Origin of the sequence: Hyphomonas sp. TMED31, assembly GCF_002172815.1 — a bacterium.
Lineage (GTDB): Bacteria > Pseudomonadota > Alphaproteobacteria > Caulobacterales > Hyphomonadaceae > Hyphomonas > Hyphomonas atlantica.
In genome coordinates this window covers 1-12,558 of record NZ_NHCK01000002.1, presented here as the reverse complement: position 1 = coordinate 12,558, position 12,558 = coordinate 1, and the positions used below count along the sequence as shown (strand labels likewise).

The 12,558-nt window shown below is 54.5% G+C and carries 10 protein-coding genes and 1 tRNA gene; 3 read left to right on the top strand and 8 right to left on the bottom strand.

Annotation, left to right across the window (positions count from 1 at the left end; translation table 11 throughout):
• Positions 1-26: 26 nt before the first annotated feature.
• Positions 27-2,099 carry an ATP-dependent DNA helicase RecG gene (gene recG / locus CBB91_RS00105; protein ID WP_273010893.1) on the top strand — a complete coding sequence of 691 codons (2,073 nt, stop codon included), beginning with the start codon at positions 27-29 and terminating at the stop codon, positions 2,097-2,099.
• On the opposite strand, the gene CBB91_RS00100 is transcribed toward recG, so the two are convergent.
• On the bottom strand, positions 2,071-2,715 hold the full coding sequence (locus tag CBB91_RS00100; protein WP_273010891.1) for a DUF502 domain-containing protein: 645 nt from the start codon (positions 2,713-2,715) through the stop codon (positions 2,071-2,073). The two genes, recG and CBB91_RS00100, sit on opposite strands and share 29 nt — an antisense overlap.
• A 57-nt stretch (positions 2,716-2,772) precedes the next feature.
• On the opposite strand from CBB91_RS00100, the gene CBB91_RS00095 reads away from it, so the two are divergent.
• Both CBB91_RS00095 and CBB91_RS00090 read left to right on the top strand, forming a co-directional pair.
• Positions 2,773-3,894 carry a phosphotransferase family protein gene (locus CBB91_RS00095; protein ID WP_345906678.1) on the top strand — a complete coding sequence of 374 codons (1,122 nt, stop codon included), beginning with the start codon at positions 2,773-2,775 and terminating at the stop codon, positions 3,892-3,894.
• A gap of 43 nt (positions 3,895-3,937) precedes the next feature.
• A complete protein-coding gene (locus CBB91_RS00090; protein WP_345906677.1) occupies positions 3,938-4,267 on the top strand; it encodes a DUF6285 domain-containing protein in 330 nt (109 codons plus the stop codon).
• A gap of 867 nt (positions 4,268-5,134) precedes the next feature.
• Here the strand turns inward: CBB91_RS00090 and maiA are convergent.
• From maiA to CBB91_RS00055, 7 genes are all read right to left on the bottom strand, one after another.
• Complete coding sequence (gene maiA, locus CBB91_RS00085) at positions 5,135-5,773, bottom strand: maleylacetoacetate isomerase (RefSeq protein WP_273010883.1); 639 nt, start codon at positions 5,771-5,773, stop codon at positions 5,135-5,137.
• Positions 5,773-7,095: an N-succinylarginine dihydrolase gene (locus CBB91_RS00080; RefSeq protein WP_273010882.1), complete on the bottom strand. Its 1,323-nt coding sequence runs from the start codon at positions 7,093-7,095 to the stop codon at positions 5,773-5,775. The genes maiA and CBB91_RS00080 overlap by 1 nt, the downstream gene beginning before the upstream one ends.
• Positions 7,096-7,112: 17 nt before the next feature.
• Positions 7,113-8,567: a succinylglutamate-semialdehyde dehydrogenase gene (gene astD / locus CBB91_RS00075; RefSeq protein WP_273010881.1), complete on the bottom strand. Its 1,455-nt coding sequence runs from the start codon at positions 8,565-8,567 to the stop codon at positions 7,113-7,115.
• Positions 8,568-8,569: 2 nt separating this feature from the next.
• Positions 8,570-9,589 (bottom strand): arginine N-succinyltransferase, encoded by a 1,020-nt coding sequence (locus CBB91_RS00070; RefSeq protein WP_273011046.1) that lies wholly within the window; start codon positions 9,587-9,589, stop codon positions 8,570-8,572.
• 21 nt (positions 9,590-9,610) lie between these two features.
• Positions 9,611-10,870 carry a hydrolase gene (locus tag CBB91_RS00065; protein WP_273010879.1) on the bottom strand — a complete coding sequence of 420 codons (1,260 nt, stop codon included), beginning with the start codon at positions 10,868-10,870 and terminating at the stop codon, positions 9,611-9,613.
• 111 nt (positions 10,871-10,981) lie between these two features.
• Positions 10,982-12,160: an OmpA family protein gene (locus tag CBB91_RS00060; RefSeq protein ID WP_035555173.1), complete on the bottom strand. Its 1,179-nt coding sequence runs from the start codon at positions 12,158-12,160 to the stop codon at positions 10,982-10,984.
• Positions 12,161-12,412: 252 nt separating this feature from the next.
• Positions 12,413-12,489: transfer RNA gene (locus CBB91_RS00055), tRNA-His, on the bottom strand.
• Between the last annotated feature and the right edge of the window lie 69 nt (positions 12,490-12,558).

Genomic DNA, 12,558 nt, shown 5'->3' with positions numbered 1-12,558 from the left:
GTCTGCGCCCGCCTAATCTGGCGACGATGCGTGACGAACGACTCTTTTCCTTGTTTGAAGGCCTCGATAGCCTCAATGGCGTGGGCCCGAAGCTGAAGCCCGTGCTCGAGCGACTCGTCGGCGGAGACACTGTTTGGGATCTGTTGCTGCATCTCCCCGAACGCTGGGTGGACCGCCGGGTGAAAGACAGCATTGATGATGCTGTAATCGGCGAGGTGGCGACTTTGCGCGGTGAGGTTCATGCCTACAACGCCCCCTATTCTGAGCGATCCCCTCACAAGATCGTGCTGTTTGATGGCACCGGCTTTCTTACCCTGGCATTCTTCCGGGCTGACGGGCGCTGGTTGCAAGGGCAGTTTCCAATCGGAAAAGAGCGGGTCGTCTCAGGCATGGTGGAAGAGTTTCAGGGCGAACGCCAGATGACGCACCCTGATCACATAGTGGATCCTGCCAAGGGGCAGATGCCACCTCCTGTCGAACCCATCTATGGACTCACAGCTGGCCTGACGAACAAGCGGGTCCATGGATTCGCGGTTCAGGCCTTGGACTATATTGCAGATGATTTACCTGAATGGGCCGACACTGAACTCGTAAAGGCGAGGAGCTGGCCGGACTTCAAGACAGCGCTCACCCGTCTTCACGCGCCTCTCGAATACGATCTGGAGTTGTTTGAACTGTGTCGGCAACGACTCGCTTATGACGAGGCATTGGCTCGTGAGTCGGCATTTGCGCTTGCCCGCGCGAGCAGAGCGAAACGCGCATCGCCGTCGGTTCCGGTGAACAGCGAGACCCACGCCAAGTTGCTTCAGGCATTGCCGTACAAGCCAACAGGCGCCCAATTCCGAGCGTTCAACCAGATATCCAAAGACATGGCCTCCACGTCCCCCATGAGGCGAATGTTACAAGGCGATGTGGGCGCGGGCAAAACGCTTGTCAGTGCTATGGCGGCCGTGCAGGCTGCGAGTGCTGGATTTCAAACCGCCTTCATGTCACCTACCGAAGTGCTCGCTCGCCAACAGTTCGAGACGATGGATCATCTATTGTCGCCGCTTGGATATTCGATAGCGGCGCTAACGGGCCGCGACAAGGCAAAGACGCGCGAAGGCATACTCATGGGACTCGCAGATGGAAGCATTGATGTTGTGTCCGGCACCCAATCCTTGTTCCAGCAGTCGGTCAGTTTCCGTAATCTCGGTCTCGTCATTGTAGATGAACAGCACAGATTTGGCGTCGCAGACCGGATGAAACTCGCCGGCAAGGCGCTAAGCCCACACATGCTCGTCATGAGCGCGACGCCGATCCCGAGAACCCTCGCCCAAGCTGTACATGGCGATCTGGACGTTTCCATTCTCGACGAAAAACCAGCAGGGCGCGTGCCAGTGGAAACGCGCGCCGTGCCAGACACACGTCTTGACGAAGTGGTGGGCGCAATCGGGCGCGCTATCAGGCGTGGTGAGCGTGCATTCTGGGTTTGCCCTAAAGTTGATATCGATGACGATGATTCCACCGCGGTTGGCCGTCATGCCGCGTTATGCGACCAATTGAACGTTCCAGTCGGCTTGGTGCACGGGCGCATGAAGCCCGCAGAGAAAGACGCTGCTCTTGAAGATTTTCGCTTGGGACACACCAAGCTTCTGGTTGCCACCACCGTGATTGAAGTTGGCGTTGATGTGCCGGAAGCGACTATCATGGTTATCGAGCGCGCTGAGGGGTTTGGACTGGCTCAGCTTCACCAACTTAGAGGACGCGTAGGGCGTGGAGATCGCCCATCATTCTGCATTCTCCTATACCGACCACCATTGGGAGAAACGGCGCATGAGCGCCTGGACACACTTCGTCGCACGGAAGACGGGTTCGAGGTAGCGGAAGCTGATTTCAGGCTTCGCGGGCCGGGTGATATGCTGGGCCTGAAACAAGCTGGAGCAACCGACTATCGCATTCTGGATTTGGCCCGCCATTCGACTTTGTTGGAGATTGCAAAGAAGGACGCTGAATCCATTGTATCAAAAGATCCTGAACTCGCGGGGCCACGAGGCGGGGCACTCAGACTGGTTCGGGAGCTGCTCACTCCTAGGCTTCAGGCTCCAACTTCTGATTAGCAGAATCGCTCTCGCTCGAGGCTGCTGTATCGACATCCTTCACAGGCAAATGCTCTGGCACAACCAATCCTGCGGACAAGATCATCTTGGCCCCCTCCTCCACTGTCATATCGAGGCGCACGACCTCAGATGCCTCCACATACATCAGGAAACCTGAAGTCGGATTCGGAGTCGTCGGAACGAAGACGCCAATAAAAGCTGGTCCAAGGACGCTTTTCAATTCTCCCTTTGCCGGGCTGGACACGAATCCGAGGCACCAAGTTCCTTTTTTGGGATACTCGATTAGGACGCATTCGCTGAATTGCTCGGTGTTGTTGCTAGCGAACACTTCAACCAATTGCTTGAAAGCAGAATAAACCGACCTGACAAACGGAACTCGGCTCAAAATTCGATCGGCCAGCCCGATCACCGACCGTCCGATCAGATTGGTAGCAATTCCGCCCAGTACTGTCAGGAACACGATCAGCACGATCAGGCCAAAGCCTGGAACCGCGTAATTGAGATAGGTTTCCGGCTTCAAGGCCGCTGGTAAAAGCGGAACCACGCGCTTGTCGATTTCGCTGATCAGGAATTGAAGGATCAGGAATGTAACAACGACCGGCAAGGCGATGAACATGCCGGCGAAGAAGCGTCCACGCAGCCAGCCGAAAAAGCTTAGCCGCGGCGGCTTGTCTTGCGGGAGCAGACCGTAGTCTTTCTTCTTCGATTTCGACATCAAATTAATCCTGGTGTGACACCACAAGGTGACTTGGCGTTACGCCTTGGCGTGATGGGGGTTCCGCGCGATTGTGACAAGATGGGTAGACAAGATGACATTCTAAAGGGCCTACAGGACTGGGCCGGGCAATTTTACGGCAGTGGCGCGACTGTTGAGCGGCTGGTTCGCCTGTCAGGAGGTGCCAGTCAAGAGACGTGGAGCCTCGACGTCGAGCATTCCGGCATTGTGGACGAACTGATTCTCAGGCGCGTTCCGGGCGGAGTGAGCGTCGCGCGCAATTCCGAAGCGATAGATCTCGGCACTGAAGCAAAGCTTCTGGGATGTGCTGAACATACGGTGCCCACCCCTAAAGTGCTTAAGGTATTCGATCCGAGCAGCGAGATCGGAGAAGCATTTCTGATGAATAGAATTGCTGGCCAAACCATCGCCAGAAAAATTCTACGAGACGACGTCTATGAGAATGCTCGGCAGTGTTTAACCGCCCAATGCGGGAAAGCACTCTCTGGTATTCATGCAATTCCAATCGAGCAGCTACCAACACTTCCGAAAAGTGGGGGTCTGGATCAGTTGGCCAAGTACGAAACCATCTATCGCGGCTTTGACATCCCTCGTCCAGTTTTCGAGCTGACAATGGCTTGGCTAAAGAAGAACCAACCTCAACCTGTTGATCCAGTTCTGGTTCATGGTGATTTCAGACTTGGCAATCTTATCGTGAACGAACATGGCTTGGCTGCAGTACTCGATTGGGAACTCGCACATCTCGGCGACCCTAGAGAGGATATTGCTTGGCTATGTGTGAATTCCTGGAGGTTTGGGCAGTCGCAGAATCGCGTGGGAGGTTTTGGTCATCTGAACGAGTTGCTAGATGCCTATGAGGCATCGGGGGGGCAGAATTTCGCAGCAGATCAGATCGATTGGTGGGAAATTCTGGGCAGCTTCAAATGGGGCATCATGTGCATGATCATGTACGAAGCATTCCGGTCAGGTTCCGATCCAAGCGTGGAACGCGCCGCTATTGGACGGCGAGTATCGGAAACTGAAATCGACCTCCTGAATTTGCTGGAAACGAGAGCCTGAACTTATGCATGACGCGCCATCCCAGAAGGAAATGATCGCTGCCGTGAAGGCCTTTATCGACGACACAGCCATGCCCAACCTCAAAGGCCACGCAGGTTTTCATGCGCGAGTTGCTTCAAATGTTCTGGCAACCGTATTGCGGGAACTTGAAATTCGGCCGCTGGCAGAAAACGATGAGCGCGAAAGACTGTCATCGCTTTTGAACGCCGACCAAAACATGACGATATCAGAATTGAATTTGAAGTTGTGCGAGCTGTTGAGGCAAGGCGAATTGGGACTCGATACACCCGGATTGCTCGAGCACCTCAAAACGACCACAATTGCGCAGTTGTCTATAGACCAACCAAACTATTCTGGTTTGCCGTCCGACTGACTTGCGGCGATGCCGCTCCAAATCCTGCCAGGAACCATAGATGAAACGTCTCACTGTATTGATCGCTCTTGCGGCAGTGCTCGCGATTGGTGCGGGGCCGTGGGTATGGAACACATTCATTTCGCCTCGCCCTCAACTTGAACTCGATCCGATGAAATATACCGAGGATTCAAGTTGGTCTGCCCTACCCGTTCAGGAGCCAGAGGCTGTGTGGTCAGGCGGCTGGGGCGTGGATGTTTTCCTGATCAGTGAAGACTCCGCGTTGAGTGGTACAACGCAAGTGGCGCTTCAAAAGAAGGAGCAGCGAGGTCGGCGCCAAGCACAATCTTTGAAATCGTCTTTTGAAAAGATCGGCGAAGTTTATGCTCCCCTTTATCGGGACGCCGCAGTTCACGACGACGTGACGCGCGCTTTCGAAACCTATTTGCGCCGAGACAATCGCGGAAGAGCCCTAATCATTGCGCATGATCGACCTGTGCCAGACGCCATTCTCGCCCGTCTTGAGCAGGACAGTTCTCTGCGAGGAAGATTTGGAGGCTTTTTGTCGATTTCCGACACAAAGGATGGAATTCCATCGCTGAGTACATCAGCTTCAGAAGCAGGGAACTCCGACCCAACCCCCTACTGCAATGAGCGGCTAAACGACGTGACAAGCTGCCAGATCGTTGTGCCAGCGCACCGGGAAAAAGGANTATGGGTTCTCACAAGCGAAGGTGTGCCGGGTGGTGAGATCGTTGCCAGCTTTCCTGAATGGCTGGAGGCCAATGTAGGAAAGATGGCCGAACCTCTTGGAGACTTTGAGGAAGTCGAAATCGTAGATATCCGGCGCCCGGGCGAAACTGAGGAGAATAGCGCTGCGGACGAAAACTAGGCCGAAGGTTTGCTTGGCCTGGCCTTCTGAAAAGCTTCCAATTCCAGACACTGCTTTTCGACTGCCAGCAGTGCGGGGTAAGCCGTCAAATCCATGTCATACCTTCGCGCATTGTAAATTTGTGGCACGAGAGCGATTTCCGCTATAGTGGGACNATCCCCGAACAAAAAGGCGCCGGAAGTCTCCTGCGCGGCATACTTTTCCAACGCATCAAAGCCTCTTTCAATCCATTCATGATACCAGGCCTTAATCGCATCCCCATCTGCACCAAATCGAGTACGGAGCTCTTTCAATACGGANAGGTTNTTCAACGGATGTATATCGCATGCGATGGTATCGGCGAATGCTCTGGCCTCAAGCCTGNCAGTCGCATCTGACGGCAATAAAGACGGGCCAGAGAAGGTTTCNTCGATCCATTCAATTATAGCCATTGATTGCCCGAAAACGCGACCGTCTATTTCTATCGACGGAACGCGCATCTGAGGATTCTTGGTGCGGTACACCTCACCCATTTGTTCATCAGAACCCGGCGCAATATCNACTTGCACCGATTCAAAATCNATACCTTTCAAGTGAAGCGCAATTCGGACACGATAAGAGGCCGAGGAACGCCAGTAGTCATATAGACGGATCATCAGGCCAAAGCCTCCAAGTCCAACACTTCGAGCAATGCCTCTCTTGCCACACGGCATTCGTCGGCAAACTTTGGATCCGCCAAATCGCCTGGCGCTAAACTGTCTCGATAGGTTTTCCGCACAACTGCTTGCAATGCATCAATGGTGTCGTTGTCGAGAAGAACCCCTTGATGACACGCATCAATTTCGTCTTCCGTCATAACGACGCGCAGCCTCAGGCACGCTGGCCCTCCCCCATTACGCATGGATTGCCTGACGTCCGCGAACATCACCTTTCCGATGGGGCCATTTCCTTGGATAAGGGATTCNCAGTACCGGCGAGTAGAATCANTTTCCTCGGTCTCCGTCGGCGCGATCAGAACAAGCCNATCCTCCCCGGGCAGCTGCAGAAGCTGAGAGTTAAACAGATAGGCGCGTATGGCGTCCTCTATGGGAACGTCTGCTGAAGGAACCATGACTGGTTTGAGNTCNAACAGTCCATTNGACGCTTTGCGCACTTGCTCGAGTGTTCGGTNGGTGTCTTCAAAAGCGAGTTCATGAAAGAACAGTGTGTCTAGCGCNCCAACACAGACGACATCATTATGAAAAGCGCCTGCATCAATTGCTGCACGCGACTGACGCGCGAANACCGTTCGATCGANATCAAGGGTATGTGCNCGGGCGACACTTTCGCTCGCGAGCCTCGTCTGCCTTGCGGGGTAGCCCACAGTGCTCTCTCCGGCCTCTCTTCCATAGACAAACAGCTCAACACCAGCNCCGCCATGATCTGCACAAAGCCGAACATGATTTGCTGCGCCTTCATCTGAAAAGTCTGCATGCATGGGCAATGCGCCGTGCACGGAAAAATATGCATCATCAGAAAATATGGAAATGAGGGTCGCTGTCGTGTCGGGATGCTCCTGTGAACGATGTAACATNGTCGACAAATTTGCAGTGGTGAAGTGAAGTCGACCGTCAGTCGTATCAGGCGATGGTGAGACTGTGGCAGCATTCGCGGTCCACATACTGGAGGCCGAGTAAGCTGCCTTCAGAAGGCGTGGAGCAGTCTTCGCCGCACGCTCGATGATGTTCGAATCAGAACCTGAAAACCCCGCGGAAACAAGCAAGTCGAAATTTGGTCTTGGTAACGGAGGCAAGACGCCTTGAATGAGCCCGCTGTTGACCAGCATTCTCATCTTCTCAAGTCCCTGCAGTGCTGCTTCCCTTGGGTTCGCAATATCCCCNGCATTGGCGGCGCTGGCCAAATTCCCATCNGACAGCCCCCCATAGTTATGGGAGGGACCAATCAGGCCGTCAAAGTTCACCTCATGCGCCACAATCATCACTCCAAGTTTGANTTCTACTTTGGAAAACCCTGAGCTGTCATTCGCTCTGCCTTTGGAGCTACTTGGCTGGCCTGCGGCCATGCGCTGTAATCGGCAGCATAGTATGCTCCAGGCCGAAAGTTTCCAGACAAGCCGGGCCCGCCGAATGGCATGGCGCCGCTGGCGCCAGCGGTGGGACGATTTCGATTCAATATGCCTGCGCGCATTTCACTGCGCGCCTTGTCCCAAAGCGCGTCATCGTCACTCACCAATCCCCCCGACAATCCATAGCGNGTCGCATTGGCNCTCTGAATGGCGGTGTTGAAGTCAGGAACGCGGATGATTTGCATCAGTGGGCCAAACAACTCTTCATCCGGTATATCGGATGCATTTGTCACGTCCATGACCCCTGCGGTGACAAAGCCACCTCCGCGGTCCATTCGTTTGAGACGGCGCAAACTTTTACCGCCTAGTTTTGAAATCATGGTTTGAAACTCGATCGCGTTGCTTGCCGCTTGCTCCGAAACAAGCGGCCCCATGAAGATATTTTCTTCATTCCACGCACCAATTCTCAGCGCNTTGGCTCTTGCGACAATAGCCTCNATGACAGCATCCCCAAAGCTGCCCTCCGGCAAGATTACCCTGCGCGCGCATGAACAGCGCTGTCCTGTCGTGAGAAAAGCAGACTGCGCGGCTATATCAGCAGCCGCCTCCACATCTGCTGGCTCCCAGATGATCAAGGGATTATTCCCCCCCATTTCCAGCGCAAGTATCACTTCCGGGCGCCCAGCAAAATGCTTGTGGAAGAACACGCCGGTATTGGCAGAACCGGTAAATAACACTCCGTTTATGTTGGACTGAAGAAGAGCCGCACCCGTATCTCTGCCCCCATGAACAATGTTCATCACTCCGGGCGGCAAGCCTGCTGCGTCGAAGGCATCTGCCATAATAGAGGCTACGCCGGGAGCCAGTTCGGAAGGTTTGAACACACACACATTTCCTGCCAGCAGCGCAGGAACAATGTGACCATTCGGAAGATGACCCGGAAAATTAAATGGACCGTAGACCGCCATCACTCCGTGAGGTCTATGTGTTAGATGCATNGANCCGAAAGCTGCATCCAGATCTTTGGTNCCAGCCCGTTCGTTCTGAGCCTTTATGGATACCGCAACTTTGCCGACCATTGTNGCAGCCTCGGCGCGCGATTCCCAAAGCGCCTTGCCCATATCNCGGCTGATTGCTTCTGCTATCTGGTCAGNGCGCGTCTCGAGTTCGCTGGCNNANGCCTGCAGTATACTGGTGCGCTCATTCTGCGGCACTCGAGACCAGCCGGCAAAAGCTCTCTGAGCACTTTCGACGGCATCCTCNACGTCTTGTTTGTCAGCAGACGCACTGTCCCAAACGACATCCCCCGTCGCTGGGCAATAGTTTTGAAAGGGCAAACCATTGCCGGTGCGCCATTGTCCGTCAACAAGAACAGAATCTCTCATCATTAGCTCCTTACCCATACGCGGACGGTAGCTCCTGGCTTCAATTGCAGGCGATCAAACACGTCCTGGCTTGTCATCGCAGTATCTTGATCTCTCAACAGAATTTGCGCCTGGCTCACCCGGAAATCTGACAATACGTCGGTTGAAATCAGTCCTTGCGAAAACTCGGTGTTTGACGCGTCATCAACGAGTTGGAGTTTTACGCGTTTGCTCTCGCGGATGGTGCGAAGGTGGCGTCTCTGCACGGCGACAAGTGGTCCGCCATCAAAAATNTCGACCGTTCTATCGAACTCGAACCCTTCCCATTGCAGGAGCTTGTACGCACCTACACCATCAGAATGGCATCGTCCGATCACTTCTCGAGCCTCAGGTGGCAGAAGATCAACGTAGATCGGATATTTCGGCATCAAGTCGCAGATAAACTGATTGTCGGTTGTTGCCGACAGCTTGTCNGCNTCGTCAAAGTCCATCCGGAAAAAGTGGCGACCAAGGCACTCCCAAAATGGTGACACACCCTTCTGATCAATCACTCCGCGAAGTTCAGCCAAAACCTTTTCGCCAAACCGGTCCGGATCAGTCGCCATAAGAAGATAGCGTGATTGGGCGGCAAGTCGTCCCGCTCCCCCTCCGCGATGGTTGGCTTTAAGAAAAAGCGTTCCAACTTCTGTGTACCCAACGTACTCGTTGGTAAGAACCAACGCGTCCATGTCGAANCGCATGTTGCCAGCAGCGTGGCTCGCCTGNGATAATGTAATAATNCGATAATTGAANAATGGGTGATCTATCCCCGTACCCGCTTTGACCGCAGAACAGCCAACGACTTCCCCCGTCGACGTGTCCTCCATCATAAGCAGGTATTTGCCATACTCGATCCGTTCAANTTGACCGCGAAACGCCTTGTCCGATTTCTCCAGGCGCTCTCTCAATATTTCTTCATCAACCGGCAAGCTNGTGAATCCGGCGCCAGATAATTCAGCGAGCTCCATCAACGCNGGAAAATCATCCAGTCGAGACGGTCGCATGATGTAAGGGCCGGACATATTCTATTGCCCCATCAAAGACTTGATATGGCGGGCGTCCATTCGGCCATCCGCCAATCTATTTAGGAGCAACGCTGACAGGGTGGCNCGNTCCGAAAAGCTTTCTGTAATGACGAATTCTTCATTGGAATGAATCCGTCCACCGCGTACNCCGAGTGTGTCGACATTCGGAACACCTGCGGCGAAGATATTGTTTCCTTCACATACGCCGCCCGTGTCTACGAATTCCAGATCCAAACCAATTGCTTGCCCGGTTGCGTGCACCGCATCAAACAATGCCTGCTGTGCAGCGTTTCGTGGCTTGGGTGGACGGTAAAACCCGCCATGCATATGGCCGTGGATGCCGTCGCGAGAAGCCGCCCGGTCGTAAAGCTTGCGGATCTCTTCCGTGGCCCAAGCAGCGCTTTCAGCGTCGGGTGCGCGCGCGCCAAACCTCACAATTGCCAGATCGGGTACTATGTTTACTGCTGACCCGCCGTCTATCGAGCCAACATTTACGGTGACGCCATCCCGCTTACCGTTTAACGCCTCAAGGCCTAGAACAAGCTCTGCGGCAGCTTCGATCGCGCTCCGCCCCTCATCCTTGGCTCGCCCGGCATGAGCAGCTTTCCCGTGCAGCACGATGTCGAATACAGCGGAGCCTTTCCGGCCACCTGACATTGCACCTGTCTCCATGGCCGGCTCGTATGTCATTCCGATCATCGCGCCGGACTGAGCTGCACGAGTCAGATATTCTGCGCTGGCAAAGTTCCCTATCTCTTCGTCTGGCGTAAGGACAATCTGATAACCTAGACGATCCCGAAGTGGTCCGGCTTCAAAAGTCTTCAGCGCCTCGAGCATGACACAAAGGCCACCCTTCATGTCAGCAAGCCCAGGACCGTTGAGGCGTCCGTCGCCGATATCCGTCACACCCTCAAAAGTTCCCTTCGGGAAGACGGTGTCATAATGACCCGAGAGGATAATCTGAACCGCTGCCCGAGGTCGTCCAGTGACCAGAATCACCGGCCCCGTCTGTTGAATCTCGGTTTTGCCGGAATCTGTAACAGCCTCGAAGCCATTCGTCTGGATTAATTCGACGTCAGCTTGCAGCTCAGAAAATGCATCTGCAAGAACCGGGGCAAACTGCTTCAGTCCTTCAGTGTTCCAGCTGCCTGTATTGATATCCGACCACTCGCAAGTGCGATCGATCATGTCCTGACTGACGCTGGCGAGACGCTCACGCGCCGCCTCATCGTCTCGGCTAAGAGTGTTCATTGTATCCATAGTTCCCTTGGTTTCACAGGAAACTAGAGTGGGCAAGAGCTCTGAACACGCTCGCAAACAAAAACGGCCCGGCAGATATCGCCGGGCCGTCTTCAAGCATATGGTCAGCAATTACTGAACAGTGATCACAACTTCCGAACGGCGGTTCAGAGGCTCACGAACACCGTCGCGTGTCGCTTTGGCCAGATCCGTTTCACCTTTTGCTTCCTCGGTGATGATTGAGGAATCAATGCCACGGGACGCAAGAGCGCTGGCAACGACGTTTGCACGACGCTGAGACAGACGCTGGTTATAGGCACTCGCACCAGAAGTATCGGTGTGACCGGCAATAGATACCGTGTTCGGAGCACAACCTGCTTCGCCGTTGATGTTGGCAACAGCCTGATCAATCACAGCAGCAGCCTGGCTGGTGAGGTCCGCGCGATCCCACTCGAAGTACACCACGAATTCCTGGTTGAGGCTCGAGCACACAACTTCAGGAGCATCCGTCGTCGTCGTTGGAGGCGGCGGCGGAGGTGGTGGTGGCGGAGGAGGCGGTGGCGGCGGAGGCGGCGGCGGAGGCGGCGGCGGAGGTGGTGGAGGCGGAGGCGTCGCACCGAAGTTCAGCCGCAGACCGACTGTCGCCAGATGAGCTGTGTAGTCAGCGTCATAGTTCGTGCCACCGTTGTAGCCACCGAATTCGAGGTCTTCGGCAACTTTGTAGCGGTAGCCAAGGTCAAGCGTCAGCTTTTCGGAAACTTTATAACCGAGACCCAACAGGCCCTGGTAAGCAAAGCCAGTGTCGCTATCACCAAAGCCGTTCGCAGCGGAAACATCCGTACCATTTGTGAAAACGAGGTTGTTCGCCTTGGCGTTTGCGCGAAGGACACCAACACCCAAACCAACGTATGGCTGGAGCGCACCCTCACGGTTGAAATCGTAAATACCATTGAACATCAGTTCCATGGTCTGCAGGTTGCCTGCAGCAGCTGGGAAAGCACCAGCTGGCGCACCATTGTAAGATGCAGCCGGAACGCTGAGCTCGGCATCGCCGTAACCGCCCACGCCTTCGAGGCGGAAGCCGTTGTCAAAGCCATAACCCAGACCCAGGTCGAAACCGATCATGTCATCTGGATCGGATTCGCCACCCATGGTGCCGATCACGTCCTGTTCAGCAGGATCGTGGTCAAGCTTACCATCGAAACCGTAAGTCGCGTCGGCGCGGGCGTACCACCCGTCCTCAGCGTGGGCAACAAAGCCAGCAGACGCAAATGCGGCCGCGGCTGTCGCGCACATAAGAGTTTTCTTCATACTCAATCCCCTTTTGTGTGCCGAATGACGGGATTGTCCTCGGCCGCAGGTTCATACGGGTCAAAACCCGAATGGTTCCTGAATAAACATATTTAGCCTGTACGGCGAGCCCTATTAAGGACGACGTGCATTTCAATCACGCCATTTTTATTCACCGCTGCTCATTTGCAACATATTATTGCGCGGATGTCACAATCATTTGAGAGAATTTTCCTCGGGATAACAACGCGCTTTGCAATGGATGGAGGAAAATGGTACCGCCTCCCCGGTTCGAACGGGGGACCTCTAGATCCACAATCTAGCGCTCTAACCGACTGAGCTAAGGCGGCACGATGAGCGGGAAATACCGCTCAATTTGCTAGGTTTCAAGCGAAACCCGGAAGCCCAACTGCGCTTCC

Bases quoted from the DNA above. Each gene is read 5' to 3' on its own strand.
- recG (WP_273010893.1), top strand. From the start codon at position 27: ATGCGTGACGAACGACTCTTTTCCTTGTTTGAAGGCCTCGATAGCCTC.
- CBB91_RS00100 (WP_273010891.1), bottom strand. From the start codon at position 2,715: ATGTTCATCGCCTTGCCGGTCGTTGTTACATTCCTGATCCTTCAATTC.
- CBB91_RS00060 (WP_035555173.1), bottom strand. From the start codon at position 12,160: ATGAAGAAAACTCTTATGTGCGCGACAGCCGCGGCCGCATTTGCGTCT.